We start from the raw sequence: 16,497 nt of genomic DNA, 5'->3' as shown, positions 1-16,497 counted from the left end.
TTGGCGGACATGCCACGGGCAAGACAACGGGAAGTTCAGCTTTGATAGTATGATCTTATCCGAAAACCGGTTCCCACTTTTCGGGATCATACTTTTCCCGGGTATTCTCTGATCCGAAAAGTCTGCAACTTTTCGGGATCGTACCCGCCGAACTACCTGCAATCCTGCCCCATGACTGGTCCAGGTCATGAGCCTCATGGCTCGGTTGGCATGACGGAATGCACCCAGTGCGCCGTCTCATGCCAGATGGGCATTTGCCCTATAAACGTATTCTCTTTCAGGAAAGCGGCTATCCGCTCGTCCTTAGAACACAGTAATATCTGCGCGCATCGTTCTGGATACGCTCCAAATCAAACGGGCGACGTTTGAAGACGTCGCCCGATTTTACCGTTAGCGGCGCAGGCCGAGACGGCCGATCAGCGCCTGGTAACGTGCCTGGTCGATGCCCTTGACATAGTCAAGAAGACGACGACGCTGCGAAACCAGCTTCAGAAGGCCGCGACGCGAATGATTATCATTCTTGTGGCCCTTGAAATGATCCGTAAGGTTCGAAATACGCTCGGAAAGAACGGCAACCTGTACTTCAGGAGAACCGGTATCGCCTTCCTTGGTAGCGAATTCCTTGATAAGTGCTTGCTTGCGCTCAGCAGTAATCGACATCGTACACCCTTTCTTGATGAGAGGAAAAAGAGACGCCCAGGCCGGGATGTCGTCCAGCGCGGGCCATTTACACGATCTGACGTATTTTAATACGATCGCTGAGGGGCATATAGTGCAAAAATGGCAATAATGCCAGCGTCAAATATGCTTCGGCTGTTTAGCCCGCAGTAAACACGCGCTTCGGCTTGAACTGACCATGCTCGATATAGCCAATTGCAAGTAACTTGCCGTGTGCTGTTACACAGGCTTCATCGGCTTCCAAGGGTGCATCGCGGCCACGCAGGATAACCGGATTCCCAAGACGCACCCTCTGCGCCTGATCATCTGTCAGTGGAACCTGTGGCAGGCAATCAAGAGCAGCACCCGTATCTATGACAAGAGCGTCAAGAGCCGAAAAGTCACGGCGTGGTGCCGGCTGTTCCATAACCTCGGCCTCAGCATCGGCCTCGCCCTCTTCCTTCTTGGGTGGGAGCGGTGGCCAGACTTCTTCAAGCTCCGTCAGTGTCACCAGATCCTCTTCGGTGAAAGGAGCTACTTCGATGCGGCGCAGATCAGAAATGTGACCAAAGCAGCCAAGATCGCGGCCCATGTCGCGGGCAAGTGAGCGCACATAGGTGCCCTTCGAACATTCGACTTCAAACTCGGTGCGATCAGCATCCGGCGACCCCACCACTTCCAGACGATCAATCTCGACTTCACGGGCCGGGATTTCTACCGTCTCGCCTTCACGTGCCAGATCATAGGCGCGCTCGCCCGCGATCTTAATGGCGGAGAACTGCGGCGGAACCTGCGAAATCACGCCGGTATAATTTGGCAACAAGGCCTGAATTTCGTCGCTGGATGGGCGATTGTCGGAATTCTTGGTGGCAACGCCTTCAAGATCGTCGGTGGAGCGCTCTTCACCCCAGGTCACCGTAAAACGGTAAACCTTGGTGCCGTCCATGACGTAAGGCACAGTCTTGGTGGCTTCACCAAGTGCAATGGGCAACATGCCGGAAGCAAGCGGATCGAGTGTACCGGCGTGACCGGCCTTTTCAGCATTGAAAAGCCACTTGATCTTCGAGACTGCTTCGGTCGATCCCATACCTTTCGGCTTGTCAAAAATGACCCAGCCAGAAACCGGACGGCCTTTTTTCTTGCCCCGTCTTGCCATGCTTTATTCGTCTCCATTGCGGGGAGCGTTATGATCCGCTTCGTCATTTTCTTCATCGTCACGCACTAGATCGCGCGCCACTTCCGGGGAACGGAGCAGAGCATCGATCTTTGAAAAATTGTCAAAGCTCGTATCGGGCCGGAAACGGAATTCAGGCATATATTTCATTTGTGCGAGGCTTGGAGCCACGCGACCACGAATGAATTTCGCATTTGAGGCCAATGCCTTAATTACAGCCTGAACGTCAGAACTGCCGAGTGGTGTGATGAAACAGGTCGCGATCTTGAGATCAGGAGACATGCGCACTTCCGATACGGAAATAACGGTCTTTGCGATCAGATCATCGCGAATTTCACCGCGCTGAAGCACCTGAGCCAATGCGTGACGCACCTGCTCGCCCACGCGCAGCTGTCGTTGAGAAAGGCCGCCCGAGCCTTTCGGATCTGGAGAACGTGCCATAAGTTTATCCTCGATAGACGACCAGATATCGACGCGCTGCCATCAAAGGCTGCTCGACAATGTGGTCATGAATTGAAAGCGCAATCTACCACAGTTCCGATGGGAGTCAGACCCTCAGAACCGGGCGCGAAATACCCGCCCGCATTGTCTGCGGACGGGTAGAAGTTTCGTTTGGCTGTCGTTTATTACAGCGTACGCGTAATGTGCTCGACGCGGAACGCTTCGATCGTATCGCCTGCACGCATATCATCGTAGTTTTCGAACGCCATACCGCATTCCTGACCCATCGGTACTTCCGACACTTCGTCCTTGAAGCGCTTGAGTGTCTTGAGCTTGCCTTCGTGGATAACCACGTTGTCACGGATCAGGCGTACACCTGCACCACGTTCGACCTTACCGTCAACGACGCGGCAACCGGCAACCTTGCCCACCTTGGTGATGTTGAAGACTTCGAGAATCTCCGCATTACCAATGAATGTTTCGCGGCGTTCTGGCGACAGAAGGCCGGACATTGCTGCCTTAACATCTTCAATCAGATCGTAGATGATGTTGTAGTAGCGGATTTCAGTACCCTGCTGATCGGCTGCATCACGTGCCTGCTTGTTGGCACGAACGTTGAAGCCGATGATCGCTGCATTGGAAGCTTCGGCCAGCGATACGTCGCTTTCCGTAATACCACCTGCACCCGAATGAACGATGCGCGCACGCACTTCGTCGGTACCCAGCTTTTCGAGAGCGGTAATAATCGCTTCAACGGAACCCTGCACGTCGCCCTTGATAACAAGCGGGAATTCCTTCGTGCCTGTCACCTGCAACTGGCTCATCATCTGTTCAAGCGAGCCGCGCTGGCCAGACTGACGTGCAACAGCCTTATCGCGAGCAAGGCGCTGACGATATTCGGCAATTTCACGGGCCTTGGATTCGTTGGCAACGACGGCAAAACGATCACCAGCCTGTGGTGTACCCTGAAGACCGAGGACTTCAACCGGCATTGCAGGACCAGCTTCTTTCACATGATCGCCATGGTCGTTGACCAGAGCGCGCACGCGGCCCCATTCGTTACCGGCAGCGATGATATCACCCGGACGCAATGTACCCTTCTGGACCAGAACGGTTGCAACCGAACCACGGCCACGATCAAGCTGGGCCTCGATGACCACGCCTTCTGCCGTACGGGTCGGATCAGCCTTGAGGTCAAGAATTTCAGCCTGCAACAGAACCGCTTCAAGCAGCTTGTCGAGGTTAATCTTGTTCTTGGCCGAAACCTCGACGTCGAGCACTTCACCGCCCATCGATTCCACGAAGACGTCGTGCTGCAGCAACGAAGTACGAACCTTCTGAGGATCGGCAGCTGGCTTGTCGATCTTGTTGATGGCAACGATGATCGGAACACCGGCCGCTTTGGCGTGGTTGATCGATTCGATCGTCTGCGGCATGACGCTGTCGTCAGCTGCGACCACCAGAATGGCGATGTCGGTTGCCTGCGCACCACGGGCACGCATTGCGGTAAAGGCAGCATGACCCGGCGTATCGATGAAGGTGATTTTCTGGCCGTTCTGTTCGACCTGATAAGCACCAATATGCTGTGTGATGCCACCAGCTTCACCCGATACCACATTGGCCTGACGGATCGCATCGAGAAGCGAGGTCTTACCGTGGTCGACGTGACCCATGATGGTAACAACAGGAGGACGCGACACGAGTGCTGCCTGATCATCCACCACGTTGAAGATACCTTCTTCAACGTCGGATTCAGCAACGCGCTTAACTGTGTGGCCGAATTCTTCAGCAATCAGCTGCGCCATATCGGCATCGATCACATCTCCCGGCTTCATCATCTGGCCCTGTTTCATCAGGTACTTGATGATGTCGACGGAACGCTCAGCCATACGCTGTGCGAGTTCCTGAAGTGTAATCGTTTCAGGCACGGTCACTTCACGAGAAATCTTCTCGCGGGTTTCCTGCATCTGCGAACGCTTGAACTTTTCCTGACGGCGACGCATTGCCGACAGCGAACGCGAACGGCCTTCATCTTCCAGATTGCTGGAGATTGTCAGCTTGCCACGACGGCGATCATCTTCGGTCTTGGTGACCTTTGGCGTGCGCACTTCCGGCTTTGCGGGTGCACCGCGACGAGCGGCAGTCAGACCACCGCCACGACGATCATCGTCATCACCGCCGGCTCCGCCTGGCTTGCGCTGCTGGCTCTGTGGAAGCGGCTTGTTTGCAGTTGGGATAACATCAGCAATAGCAGGGGCTGCCGGACGCGCATTCTGCTGCGGACGGCCACCTTGTGGGGGACGACCCGAATGCTGCGGACGACCACCCTGCGGTGCAGGACGGGAATCGCCGCGCTGTTCCGAACGGCCTTCCGACTGTGGCATGCGCTTGTTTGCTTCCGCCTCGGCACGCGCCTTGGCTTCTGCTTCTGCCTTCAGACGTGCTTCTTCCTCTGCCTGACGGCGAGCGGATTCTTCACGTTCCTTGGCGCGGCGTGCATCTTCTTCGGCGCGACGCTTGGCTTCTTCAGCTGCGCGAACACGATCTTCCGCATCACGAACCAACGCACCTTCCAGCGCGCGGCGACGTGCATCCATTTCCGAACGTGACAGCGTATTCAACACCATACCCGAGCGATCAGACTGGCGTGGGCGCTGTGACTGCTGGCCGGGGCGCTGCTGATTACGCGGCTGCTGCTGTGCAACATGCGGCCGAGGCGTCGTTACAGGCGCTGCAGGTCCTGCTGCCGCAGGAGCCTTTGGCTGCTGCGGTGCAGGCGTCGCTGCCGGTGCAGGTGCCTGTGGAGCCACCGCTGCGGGAGCTGCTGGTGCAGGTGTCACTACAGGTGCGGACGTCGCTGCTGGTGCAGGCGTCTGTGGGGCCGCAGCTGCGGGAGTTGCCGGAGCAGGTGCAGCTACAGGCTTTGGTGCCGCTACTTCCACTTCAGGCTTCTCATCAGGCCGTGAGAACTTGCGCTTCTTAGTTTCAACGACGACAGCCTTCGTGCGGCCGTGGCTGAAATTCTGGCGCACGGTGCTCTGCTCAACGCCTGGCCGCTTGATGGTCAGCGTCTTCTTGGAGTTGACGCTCAGCGTCTTGTCGTCGTTTGTTTTATCGCTCATTACGTTTCCGTTTCCTTCGCAGCTTCAGCCGCTTTACTCGAGCAGTATCCAATCAGATCAGATCATTTTGAATAATGCTCCAGTCATCCACTTCAGTGCATGATCCGTTTCGGCAACCAAGCCGAGTTTCCAGTTCATGCTCCAGAGCGGATCCCGTCTTCTCGGGATTAAGAGAACCGCTCTACTAATTTATACCACAGCAGTGTCGGACTGCCGTTTCAATTTCATAAAGCGCGCTCATGCAATCCTTGAGGATCACGCGCTTTAAACCCTATTTCTTCACCTGTCGTGATCGGAAACTGGCAACCGCCTTTCCGCGACAGTTTTATTGGCGCAGCTTCAAACGGGAAACCGGTTCCCACTTTTCCTTAAACTGCGCTAGTGGCTTTCACCACGATAGCGATGCAATAAAAGCACCCTTTGCACCACACCGACGGATGCCTTTCCGTCGAGCACGGCTGCATGTATCACATTTCCACCCCCAAATGCCAAATCCATTTCTTCTCCTTTGAAAAGAGAGAAGGCCGGGATTTCGGGGCCATCCATATGCACCACCACGCGACGGGCCTGATCAAGCTTGCGAACCCCATCGGAGGCCGCTTCCTGAGCATGCAACACAAGTGCCGCAGCGCCCGAGCGGATCGCCTGATCCACCTTGGTCGATCCAGACACCACAGCGCCTGCCTTGCGCGCCAAAGCCAGACTGCCAAGTGCGGATTTCGTCAGCAGCTGGTCAACCAGCGCGCCTAGATCTGCCTGTGGCGTTACGCCTTCCTTCAACGCCCGCGCAAAAAGCTTGCGCTTGACGGCTTCATCGACCAGACGCCGCTCGGCCTTGACCCAACAGCCTCTGCCGGGCAGGTTTCGCTTAAGGTCCGGCACAACCGAGCCATCGGGACCTGCTACAAAACGGATCAGGTCATCAGCAGAACCGCTTTCGCGCGTGACGATACAGGTTCTGTCATTCATATCCTGCTCCACACACAACTCCAAGCTCGGCGCAACTCCAAGCCAGGTCGGGCTTTGCCATCGATCACCATCAACTCAATTACAAATCTGGCAGCGGCCTAGCAGAGCTTACGTCACTTCTCAACATGAAACTCTGAAACAGCAACTTTTGCGCCCGGATCGCTCCGGGCGCAAAAGCATTGTGTTCTGATACTTTACGAAGCGGCTTCTTCCTCGCCAGCTTCAGCATCTTCGTCGGTTTCAACCGAAACCAGTTCGTCTTCCGTGATCCAACCAGCCTTCAAACGCGCGGTAAGGATCATCTGTTCCGCGTCAACACGAGAAACATCGAATGGCGTCAGGATACCGGTATGAGTAACCGTTTCGCCGTCTTTGCGTTCACGCCAGCCAACAAGATCGTCAACGGCATAACCAGCGAAGTCTTCGATGTTCTTCACGCCATCTTCGCCAACCGCAACCAGCATTGCTGTGGTCAGGCCTGGAAGATCGCGAAGTTCGTCTTCGACACCAAGCGCCTTGCGACGGTCGTCCTGCTCGCCTTCGATGCGTTCCAGGAATTCGCGTGCACGTTCCTGAATTTCACCGGCGGTGTCTTCATCGAAACCGTCGATAGAAGCGATTTCGCCTGGCTCGACATAAGCAAGCTCTTCAACAGAGGCAAAGCCTTCGGAAGCCAGAACCTGACCAACCATCTCATCAACGTTGAGGGCTTCCATAAAGAGGTTCGAACGCTCGGCGAATTCCTTCTGGCGACGTTCGGATTCTTCGTCTTCCGTCAGGATGTCAATATCCCAGCCGGTCAGCTGCGAAGCAAGGCGCACGTTCTGACCGCGACGACCAATTGCCAGTGATAGTTGGTCATTCGGGACGACAACTTCAATACGTTCTGCATCTTCATCGAGAACAACCTTGGCAACTTCAGCAGGCTGAAGCGCGTTGACAATGAAGGAAGCCGCATCTGGCGACCATGGAATAATGTCGATCTTTTCGCCCTGCAGTTCGGCAACAACAGCCTGAACGCGGGAACCACGCATACCAACGCAGGCACCAACCGGATCGATCGATGCATCGCGGGATACAACGGCGATCTTGGCGCGCGAACCCGGATCACGGGCAACCGACTTGATTTCGATGATGCCGTCGTAGATTTCCGGCACTTCCATGGTGAAGAGCTTCGCCATGAAAGATGGATGGGTGCGTGACAGGAAGATCTGCGGACCACGCTGTTCACGACGCACGTCGTAAACATAGGCGCGGATGCGATCGCCATAGCGGAATGCTTCACGCGGGATCAGTTCGTCGCGACGGACGATGGCTTCGCCACGGCCGAGATCAACGATCACATTGCCGTATTCCACGCGCTTGACTGTACCGTTGGCGATTTCGCCAACACGATCTTTGAATTCGTCATACTGGCGGTCACGCTCGGCTTCGCGCACTTTCTGCACGATGACCTGCTTGGCTGACTGAGCAGCAATACGGCCGAAATCCATTGGCGGCAGCTGGTCGGCAATGAAATCACCAACCTGCGCATCGGGATTGCGATCACGTGCAGTGAACAGCGAAATCTGCGTGGAATAGTCTTCTACGGTTTCGACCACTTCGAGAAGGCGCTGAAGCTTGATCTCGCCCGACTTCGCATTGATGTCGGCGCGGATGTTGCTTTCTTGTCCATACCGCGAACGCGCTGCCTTCTGGATAGCATCGGCCATGGCCGCAAGAACGATCTCGCGGTCAATAGACTTCTCACGTGCGACCGCGTCAGCGATTTGCAGAAGTTCCAGCCTGTTTGCACTGACTGCCATAGGTCTCTCCTTGGTGACGCATCCGGTCTTCTTCGAGAACCGGACGCCTGAAACTCACTTTGAAACTTATTTCTTTTCCGTTTCGGTTTCGGCTTCCGGTGGCGCAACCTCTTCAGCCTCACCATCAAGATCAGAACCGTGACCATCGCCCAGGTCATCTCCGGGAATGCGGCCTTCACGTAGAGCTTTGTCTTTGCGCAGCGCATCACGGATTAGATCATCGGTCAGAACCAGACGCGCATCCGAAATCAAATCGAATGGGATGCGGACGACAGGTTCGTTTCCGTAAGAAATCTGATCGCTTTCAATCACGACCGAATCTGCATCGCCGATCACAATACGACCACGAAACTTCTTGCGCCCTTCATGGACGATAGAGGTTTCAACCTTGGCAATATGTCCGGCCCAATCCGAAAAATCGGACTTGCGAACCATCGGGCGATCAATGCCCGGCGACGAAATTTCCAGGTGATACTTGCCGCTAAGCGGATCTTCGACATCCAGAACCGGAGCGACTGTTCGGCTCAACAATTCACAATCTTCAACCGTCATGGTGCCATCAGGGCGCTCGGCCATGATCTGCAATGTCTGACCGTTAAGGCCGGACAGGCGCACACGCACAAGGCGAAAACCCAGCGTGTTAATCACCGGTTCCACGATGTTTGCTACTTTTGCATCGATACCCGTTTCGCGAATGATGCGATCATCTGCGCTTACGGCTTCAACTGCGTGTTCCTGTTCCGTCACCCGATAAACCTTTTTTACAGAGCCGTAAGTAACAAAAAAGAGCGGGACCGGGGGGACCCACTCTTGTTCAAACGACCAAGAATTTGAAACTTATATACCAGCGGATGCGAATTTTTTCAAGGCCGCAATTTGCTTCCGTTTCAAAGCCGAATGAATGTCAGATAGGCTGCACGGCGGCCTTCACGAAAAGCCTTGGCCTCGTAGCGCGTACCTGGCCAGCCCTCATAGGCGTCGTTCCAGTCGGATGGTCCTTCTGCCTGCCATTCAAAAGCGTCATGTCTGCCACAATGCTGGAGTGTCCAGTTAACGTAATGCTCGATATCGGAAGCAAAACGGAATCGTCCACCCGGCTTCAGCACACGCGCGAAACGATCAAGGTTTTCGTCGCTCACAAAGCGGCGCTTCCAGTGACGACGCTTATGCCATGGATCGGGATAGAAAAGGTCGATACCAACCAGCGAAGCATCCGGTAGCCAATCGAGAACGGCTGTCGCATCCTCATCGTAAAGACGCAGATTGCTGCGTGGCGCTTCATCAAGGACGGCCAGCATTTTGGCCATGCCGTTGACGAAAGGCTCTACGCCGATGAAACCTGTGTCAGGATAACGGCCCGTCTCGTTATGGAGATGTTCGCCACCACCGAAGCCGATTTCCATACGCACATTTTCGACTGGCACTTCAAACAGCGAGCGCAAATCCTGTAGCGTAGCTGTGTCGAGGTCAATTTTCAGGCGCGGCAGCAAATCCTCAAACAGATTACTCTGATGCGGACGAAGTGGCTTGCCATGACGGCGGCCGAAAAAATTTCCGGCCGCGCGTACAGGATGGGATTCATCAGTCATTTATCGCGATTCCAGTCAGAACGAGGTTGTTGGACCTGCTCTAACTTTTTTATTGTGGCGCTTTTCCAGCAAAGTTGCTTCGCAGTTTGCTGGAAATACTCTCCAAACAATCAGGCTGAAAGAGCAGCCTTCAATGCCTTGGTGAGATCGGTTTTTTCCCAGGAGAAGGAACCGTCACGACCCGGCTTGCGGCCAAAGTGACCGTAAGACGAAGTCTTGGCATAGATAGGCTTGTTAAGATCAAGATGTTTGCGGATGCCGCTCGGCGAAAGATCCATGACCTTGCGCAATGCTTCTTCGACCGCCGATTCATCCACCTTGCCGGTGCCATGTAAATCGACATAGACCGAAAGTGGCTGGGCGACGCCGATAGCGTAGGAAAGCTGGATCGTGCAGCGGTCAGCAAGGTTGGCTGCAACGACATTTTTTGCAAGATAGCGCGCTGCGTAAGCGGCAGAGCGGTCAACCTTGGTCGTGTCTTTGCCCGAGAAAGCACCGCCACCATGCGGAGCGGCACCACCATAGGTATCGACGATGATCTTGCGGCCCGTCAGGCCTGCATCACCATCCGGTCCGCCGATGACGAATTTGCCGGTTGGATTGATGTACCAGTTGCAGTTTGCCGCAATTGGCAAATCTCCAAGCGCTTCACGAATGTAAGGCTCGACAACCGAACGGACCTTCTTGGAATCCCAGCTTGCATCGAGGTGCTGTGTGGAAAGAACGATCTGGGTTACTTCCGCAGCCTTACCGTTCTCATAGCGCACAGTGACCTGGCTCTTGGCATCGGGTCCGAGCTTGCCTGGATCGCCTTCACCCTTATGACGGGCTTCTGCCAGCTTTTCGAGAATCTTGTGCGAGTAATAGATCGGAGCTGGCATCAGATCCGGTGTTTCACGGCAGGCATAGCCAAACATGATACCCTGATCGCCAGCGCCTTCTTCACCCTGACGGTCGGCTGCATTATCCACGCCCTGCGCGATATCGGCGGATTGTGGGTGCAGAAGCACGTCGATTTTCGCCGTACGCCAGTTAAAACCGTCTTGTTCATAACCAATTTCGCGGATCGCCTTGCGGGCTGCAGAACGGAAACGGGAAGGATTGATTAGAGGATGGCCTGCCTTGTCGTGAGCGACAGAGCCGTCCTTATTCTTCTTCAGGAAAGTTTCAGGTACCCGCACTTCGCCGGCAATAACCACACGATTGGTGGTGGCAAGCGTTTCACACGCGACACGGACGGTCCAGGGGTCAACGCCGGTACGGCGCGCCTCCTTGTAAATCATGTCTACGATTTCATCGGAAATGCGGTCGCAAACCTTGTCCGGATGACCTTCGGACACCGATTCGCTGGTGAAGAGATAAGAACTGCGCGACACGGGTAACCCCTCTTGAAAATCCAACGGAGCGAATGTCCGTTTTGGAAACACAGTAGCGCCCGGAGTGATAAACAGGTTCCGGGCACATCATTGTGTTAGCGAAGTTGGGATTGGACCGTCAATGGATATTCTTGTTGCGACACAGCGTTGCTGGAAAAAATCCTTCCGGCTTACGCTTTTGTGAACAAATGAAAGCGCATCGTTTGAGTTTTATTCAAACGATGCGCTTTCATTATTTTCTTGAAGTGTTTCTTACGCCCAAAACTGCCCCCACGTTTGGGAGCCGTGTTTGAGGCCTTATTCGCCTTCGGCGGCGAGCGACTTCACCAGATCGATGATCTTGCGGCGCACTTTCGGATCCGCAATTTTCGTGAATGCACGGGTAAGCTGCACACCTTCATTCGAGTTCAGAAAGTCAACAACGTAAGTCGCTTCATTGTCCTCGGCAAAGCCTGCCTGCGATGTGGGGTTTGAACCGGGCGCATCTTCAAAAAAGAAGGCCACAGGAACCGTGAGAATGGAAGAAATCGCCTGAAGACGGCTGGCACCAACGCGATTGGTGCCTTTTTCGTATTTCTGGATCTGCTGAAATGTGATGCCGAGGCTTTCGCCTAATTTTTCCTGACTGAGACCCAGCATATTGCGACGAAGGCGAATGCGGCTGCCCACATGCACATCAATGGGGTTGGGTTTCTTCTTATTCTCAATCATACGGCTTTCACTCCTCGCAACCGCGAGCTTTCATTCATGGCCTGTTCATCCGAACAGGGATAAAATACATTGTGGGAGGTAGTCAGACTGGTTTTCGAAAGAAACCGTCACAGCGCGAGCATAACAGCTTAACAAAATTGCCGTGTCAATGAAAACGCCGTCGGAAAGACAACCTGAACCACACGCATACGGCGAGTAGGGTTAATAGGAGTGAAAGAGTCTGTTTGCTGCCCGGTGCGGTGCCCCAAAATGGGACACGCTCTTCAGGTAAATAGGCATCAATTACACCGACAGCATCGAGTGGCAATTCCTCGATGATTCGACCATAGGCATCAACGACGGCCGAAATTCCATTATTAGCTGCACGAACCAATGGCAGGCCCTGCTCGACGGATCGCACCTGCGCCTGTCGAAAATGCTGATAGGGACCCGGCGTATCGCCATACCATGCATCATTCGTGACGTTCACAATCGCCGTCACTTTGCGGCCCGTATAGGACAGTTCATCAGGGAAAATCGCTTCGTAACAGATCAATGGCAAGAAGGTTTGTCCTTCCATCACATTGATTGCGTGACGCGCCTTTGCCGCCGTAAAGCCGCCCGGCATTTCCACCACTTCCTGAAGCCCTAGACTGCGCAAGATACCTTCAAAGGGCAGATATTCACCGAAGGGCACAAGGTGCACCTTATCGGTATAATCAGTGATCCGTCCCTGACCATTGATCGTGAGGATCGAATTGTAATAACGCGGGTCGCGCCGCGGCACGAGTTCTTCACGCACCGCCCCTGTAAGCAACACCTGATCGTCGCCAATCACATCACCAATCAGCGCGAGTGCTTCAGGCGTCGATGACAGAATGTAAGGCACAGCCGTTTCCGGCCAGATAACCACATCAGGCTTCGGTTTTCCCTCTGCAGGTAGCAGTTGCGTCATGGCAATAAACTTATCGAAGATCGCACGACGTTCATTGTTGTCCCATTTCAGGCTCTGCGAAATGGACGGCTGCACAATCCGGACCGAAAGCGTTGTCCGATCCGCATCCAGGGCTGGTGCTTTCGACAGGGTCCATGCGCCAAAGCCGATATGGGCAGCAATCAGCAGAACGGCCAAGATAATACCGGTCTTTGCCAGACGGCCGCCGCTCAACAGCGCCGGTGCTGAAAAAGCTAGCGCCGCAAGCGCGCTCATCCCGACAAGGCCAATGATTTCCACCGATTGCATCATCATCGGCGTGGGCATTGCGGCATAGCCGAGTGCGTTCCATGGGAAGCCCGTGAAAGCGAATGTGCGCAGCCATTCGGCGAAACCAAAGCCCAGCGCTATCGCAAAAATTCGCCCGATACCGTCCGACCAGAACAACCGGGCGAGCATTGCAGCCAGCCCGTAAAATATCGCAAGAAATGCCGGAAGACCAAGAACCGCGAGCGGTATGGCCCAGGCAAACTGCTGCGCGTCAACCAGAAGTGCTGTGCCGATCCACCAGAGGCCAGATACGAAATAACCGAAGCCGAACCACCAGCCGATGAGCGCTGCCGGGAAAAAGCGACGGATAGGACCTTTGTCTTTATCGGGGATGGCACCATCAATGAGCCAGACCAGCAGCGGAAAGGCAATGAAGCCCGCGATGAAAATATCGAATGGTGGCTGGGTCAGCGTCGCCACGGCACCACTGACAAAAGCGGTCAGCGCACGACGCCAACCGCTCATAGAAGAGATCTTCCCCGCAAGCCTCTCTATCATCAAGCCTCTTTGGACGTTTCCGTTGTTTCAGTCGTGACCTCGGACGCATCATCCGATTTCACCGGGCTCACGGAGCGCTGTTGTCTGCGGCGATCCGCTTCCGAAAGAGGCACGATCCGAACACGTTTTACGCGACGTGGATCAACTTCAAGCACATGGAATTCATAGCCCTGAACCGCCTGTACGACTTCGCCGCGCAATGGAATACGTCCCAGAACGGAGAAGATAAGGCCGCCGACCGTATCGACGTCATCGCCATGCTCACCCACTTCAAAGGAAGAGCCGATCTTCTGAGACAATTCATCAAGGTCCGCGCGGGCATCGACGACGAACACGCCATCTGCCTCTTCGGCGATCATGATTTCTTCGTCGTCATGTTCGTCTTCGATGTCACCGACAACCATTTCAACGATGTCTTCGAGCGACGCCAATCCATCTGTGCCACCATATTCATCAATGACCAATGCCATCTGAATATGGGACGCCTGCATGCGCGCCATCAGTCCACTCGCCATCATCGATGGCGGCACGAACAACACCTTGCGCATGAGATTAAGCTCGCCAATCGTCTTGGTGAGATCAATGCGCCCCATGTCGAACTTGGCGGCACTTGCCTCGGCGGTCTTGCGCGCCGTGGTACGACGGGTTGTCTTCTGACGTGCCTGCTTGGTGATATAATTGAGCACATCGCGGATATGGATCATGCCGCGCGGATCATCCAGCGTTTCGGCATAAACCGGCATACGCGAATGACCGGAACTTTCAAACAGCTCCAGCGCTTCCCAAAGCGGAGTGGAAATTTCAACCGCCACCACATCAGCACGCGGGATCATCACATCTTCGACACGGATTTCACGCAGACGCAGGATATTGTGCAGCATCGCCTTTTCTTCAGGCGAAAAAACTGAGTCCTGCTCACTTGCGGTGCTGGAAATCGCATCGGCCAGATCTTCACGCAAAGAAGATGATTGGCGCGAACGCATGAAGGGAAAAATGTTCGACAAAAGGGAACGCTTTTCGGTCGCCTGCGACCGCTGCGTACTTTGTCCTTCTGAATCTTGTGTGTCGCTTCGGCTATCGCCTGCGGACGAGGAATTGCTTTGGTCAGCCATGATCAATCTGTTTCAACGTTTAAATCGGATACAGCATAAGGGTCGGGGATGGCAAGAGCATGAAGGATTTCGCGTTCACGTCGCTCCATCTCCTCGGCCTCATCTTCGCTCTCATGATCGTAACCCAAAAGATGCAAAAAGCCATGCACCACCAGATGGGTAAGATGATTTTCGAGCGGTTTGCCTTCTTCGAGCGCTTCGCGTTCGACCGTTTCCTGTGCGATGATGATGTCGCCAAGCATCGGGCCCGGCTGCTCGCCAGCCTTCACAGGATAAGCGGGAAAAGACAGAACATTGGTGGGCTTGTCCTTGCCGCGCCATTCAGCATTGATTGCCTGAATGGAAGCATCGTCGGTAAAAACCAGACTGAGTTCGCTCTCTGCGGGCTTGAGCCGAAGATTATCCCAGGCCGCCTCAACTGAGCGTTTTACAAGCCCTTCCAGGGCCGTTTCATCCGGCCAATTGCCGGCTTCGATCATGATATCGATTTGGATCGCGTTGTCTGACACTTCTGCCGCGGTTTGCGATGAAGCAACCGCTCTATCCTTCCAGTTGTTAAAAGATACGTCCGCTTGAAAGCGGACGTAATATTTTTACATCGTCATTTGACTGCAAAATTACAAGATAAACTTTGAATCATTCCGCTCGTGTATGCTTTTTCGCGTCGCTGTCGTAGGCGCTGACGATTGCTGCGACCAGCGGATGACGCACCACATCTTTCTCGGTAAAGCGCACCTTGACCACCGAATCCACTCCATCCAGCACCCGCAGTGCCTCAACGAGGCCGGACTTCTGGCCGGGAGGAAGATCGATCTGGCTTGGATCGCCATTGACCATCATGCGCGAACCTTCGCCAAGACGCGTCAGGAACATTTTCATCTGCATGGAAGTCGTGTTCTGTGCTTCATCAAGAATGACCGCAGAATGCGCCAGTGTTCGGCCACGCATGAAAGCGAGCGGCGCAATTTCGATCACACCGGCCGTAATGGCGCGTTCGACCTTTTCGGCAGGCATCATATCGTAAAGCGCGTCATAAAGCGGACGAAGATAAGGATCGACCTTTTCTTTCATATCGCCGGGCAGAAAGCCCAGACGCTCGCCAGCTTCAACAGCCGGGCGTGAAAGGATAATGCGTTCTACAAGACCGCGCTCCAGAAGCATTGCAGCATGGGCGACGGCAAGATAGGTCTTACCCGTACCCGCAGGCCCAACCCCCAGAACCAGCTCTGACCGGTCAAGCGCGCGCATATAGGCGTCCTGCGTCGGCGTGCGGGCAAAGATTGTCTTCTTGCGCGTCGATATCTGCGCAGCCGACATTTTCCCCTTCGTTTCAAGCGTCGGTAATATCAGCTGATCATCCGCAGCAATGGCAATGCGCATGGCACCATCAACATCCGACGGGCTCAACTCATGGCCTTTTTGCAGATATTCATAAAGCTGATCCAGCGTGCGCCGGGCCTGTTCAGTGGCCGTTGCGTCTCCACGAATGGAAAGCTCGTTCCCCTTCGAACGCACATCAACGCCAAGCTTCTGCTCGATACGTGCCAGATTCTCATCGAACTGACCGTAAAGCGCACTGGCGAGACGGTTATTATCAAAGGTGAGGACGATATGGGCCATGTCTGAGGCCCCGGACGCGGCCCTTGCAGCCGGATTTGTAACCGAACCTGAAATTGTGTTTGTTTGCGTTTGAATGGTTGGCTTGGCAGACTTCAACTTTTCCGTAGCGCTCAACCGCATCTCCCTAAGGTTCACGCATTGCAATCACAGTACTGGCAGAACGTTCGGTATAAGGCTACT

14 protein-coding genes are annotated in these 16,497 nt (G+C 54.5%); all 14 read right to left on the bottom strand.

Annotation, left to right across the window (positions count from 1 at the left end):
- Positions 1 to 390 precede the first annotated feature (390 nt).
- Positions 391 to 660, bottom strand: a complete 270-nt coding sequence (rpsO, locus tag OIV19_RS01390) for a 30S ribosomal protein S15 (protein ID WP_095447798.1) — start codon at positions 658 to 660, stop codon at positions 391 to 393.
- Positions 661 to 817: 157 nt separating this feature from the next.
- On the bottom strand, positions 818 to 1,813 hold the full coding sequence (truB, locus tag OIV19_RS01385) for a tRNA pseudouridine(55) synthase TruB (RefSeq protein WP_264230472.1): 996 nt from the start codon (positions 1,811 to 1,813) through the stop codon (positions 818 to 820).
- 3 nt (positions 1,814 to 1,816) lie between these two features.
- On the bottom strand, positions 1,817 to 2,272 hold the full coding sequence (gene rbfA / locus OIV19_RS01380) for a 30S ribosome-binding factor RbfA (protein WP_264230471.1): 456 nt from the start codon (positions 2,270 to 2,272) through the stop codon (positions 1,817 to 1,819).
- Between the two features lie 185 nt (positions 2,273 to 2,457).
- Positions 2,458 to 5,394 carry a translation initiation factor IF-2 gene (gene infB / locus OIV19_RS01375; RefSeq protein WP_095447795.1) on the bottom strand — a complete coding sequence of 979 codons (2,937 nt, stop codon included), beginning with the start codon at positions 5,392 to 5,394 and terminating at the stop codon, positions 2,458 to 2,460.
- Between the two features lie 378 nt (positions 5,395 to 5,772).
- Positions 5,773 to 6,363, bottom strand: coding sequence for an RNA-binding protein (locus OIV19_RS01370; protein WP_036567503.1), 591 nt, complete (start codon positions 6,361 to 6,363; stop codon positions 5,773 to 5,775).
- 194 nt (positions 6,364 to 6,557) lie between these two features.
- Positions 6,558 to 8,168: a transcription termination factor NusA gene (nusA, locus tag OIV19_RS01365; protein WP_095447794.1), complete on the bottom strand. Its 1,611-nt coding sequence runs from the start codon at positions 8,166 to 8,168 to the stop codon at positions 6,558 to 6,560.
- Between the two features lie 66 nt (positions 8,169 to 8,234).
- Positions 8,235 to 8,915, bottom strand: a complete 681-nt coding sequence (rimP, locus tag OIV19_RS01360; RefSeq protein ID WP_095447793.1) for a ribosome maturation factor RimP — start codon at positions 8,913 to 8,915, stop codon at positions 8,235 to 8,237.
- Positions 8,916 to 9,055: 140 nt separating this feature from the next.
- Positions 9,056 to 9,757: a tRNA (guanine(46)-N(7))-methyltransferase TrmB gene (gene trmB / locus OIV19_RS01355; protein WP_264230470.1), complete on the bottom strand. Its 702-nt coding sequence runs from the start codon at positions 9,755 to 9,757 to the stop codon at positions 9,056 to 9,058.
- Between the two features lie 110 nt (positions 9,758 to 9,867).
- Complete coding sequence (gene metK / locus OIV19_RS01350) at positions 9,868 to 11,133, bottom strand: methionine adenosyltransferase (protein WP_095447791.1); 1,266 nt, start codon at positions 11,131 to 11,133, stop codon at positions 9,868 to 9,870.
- Between the two features lie 297 nt (positions 11,134 to 11,430).
- On the bottom strand, positions 11,431 to 11,844 hold the full coding sequence (locus OIV19_RS01345; RefSeq protein WP_095447790.1) for a helix-turn-helix domain-containing protein: 414 nt from the start codon (positions 11,842 to 11,844) through the stop codon (positions 11,431 to 11,433).
- A 145-nt stretch (positions 11,845 to 11,989) separates the two neighbouring features.
- The gene (gene lnt, locus OIV19_RS01340; protein ID WP_264230469.1) at positions 11,990 to 13,585 is read right to left on the bottom strand and encodes an apolipoprotein N-acyltransferase; all 1,596 of its coding nucleotides are present in this window, start codon (positions 13,583 to 13,585) and stop codon (positions 11,990 to 11,992) included.
- Positions 13,585 to 14,697, bottom strand: coding sequence for a hemolysin family protein (locus OIV19_RS01335; RefSeq protein WP_095447788.1), 1,113 nt, complete (start codon positions 14,695 to 14,697; stop codon positions 13,585 to 13,587). The genes lnt and OIV19_RS01335 overlap by 1 nt, the downstream gene beginning before the upstream one ends.
- Positions 14,698 to 14,699: 2 nt before the next feature.
- Complete coding sequence (gene ybeY, locus OIV19_RS01330) at positions 14,700 to 15,206, bottom strand: rRNA maturation RNase YbeY (protein ID WP_264230468.1); 507 nt, start codon at positions 15,204 to 15,206, stop codon at positions 14,700 to 14,702.
- 127 nt (positions 15,207 to 15,333) lie between these two features.
- Entirely contained in the window at positions 15,334 to 16,431 is a 1,098-nt protein-coding gene (locus OIV19_RS01325; RefSeq protein WP_191793753.1) for a PhoH family protein, read from the bottom strand.
- Positions 16,432 to 16,497: the final 66 nt, after the last annotated feature.

This window comes from Brucella sp. HL-2 (genome assembly GCF_025846885.2).
Lineage (GTDB): Bacteria > Pseudomonadota > Alphaproteobacteria > Rhizobiales > Rhizobiaceae > Brucella > Brucella quorumnocens.
The sequence above is the reverse complement of the archived record's forward strand: the minus strand, read 5'-3'. Positions and strand labels throughout refer to the sequence as shown.

What these genes read in the sequence shown, in the direction of transcription:
- nusA (WP_095447794.1), bottom strand. Translation starts at nt 8,168, where the DNA reads ATGGCAGTCAGTGCAAACAGGCTGGAACTTCTGCAAATCGCTGACGCG.
- rpsO (WP_095447798.1), bottom strand. Translation starts at nt 660, where the DNA reads ATGTCGATTACTGCTGAGCGCAAGCAAGCACTTATCAAGGAATTCGCT.
- OIV19_RS01335 (WP_095447788.1), bottom strand. Translation starts at nt 14,697, where the DNA reads ATGGCTGACCAAAGCAATTCCTCGTCCGCAGGCGATAGCCGAAGCGAC.
- infB (WP_095447795.1), bottom strand. Translation starts at nt 5,394, where the DNA reads ATGAGCGATAAAACAAACGACGACAAGACGCTGAGCGTCAACTCCAAG.
- rbfA (WP_264230471.1), bottom strand. Translation starts at nt 2,272, where the DNA reads ATGGCACGTTCTCCAGATCCGAAAGGCTCGGGCGGCCTTTCTCAACGA.
- truB (WP_264230472.1), bottom strand. Translation starts at nt 1,813, where the DNA reads ATGGCAAGACGGGGCAAGAAAAAAGGCCGTCCGGTTTCTGGCTGGGTC.
- trmB (WP_264230470.1), bottom strand. Translation starts at nt 9,757, where the DNA reads ATGACTGATGAATCCCATCCTGTACGCGCGGCCGGAAATTTTTTCGGC.
- lnt (WP_264230469.1), bottom strand. Translation starts at nt 13,585, where the DNA reads ATGATAGAGAGGCTTGCGGGGAAGATCTCTTCTATGAGCGGTTGGCGT.
- OIV19_RS01370 (WP_036567503.1), bottom strand. Translation starts at nt 6,363, where the DNA reads ATGAATGACAGAACCTGTATCGTCACGCGCGAAAGCGGTTCTGCTGAT.
- OIV19_RS01345 (WP_095447790.1), bottom strand. Translation starts at nt 11,844, where the DNA reads ATGATTGAGAATAAGAAGAAACCCAACCCCATTGATGTGCATGTGGGC.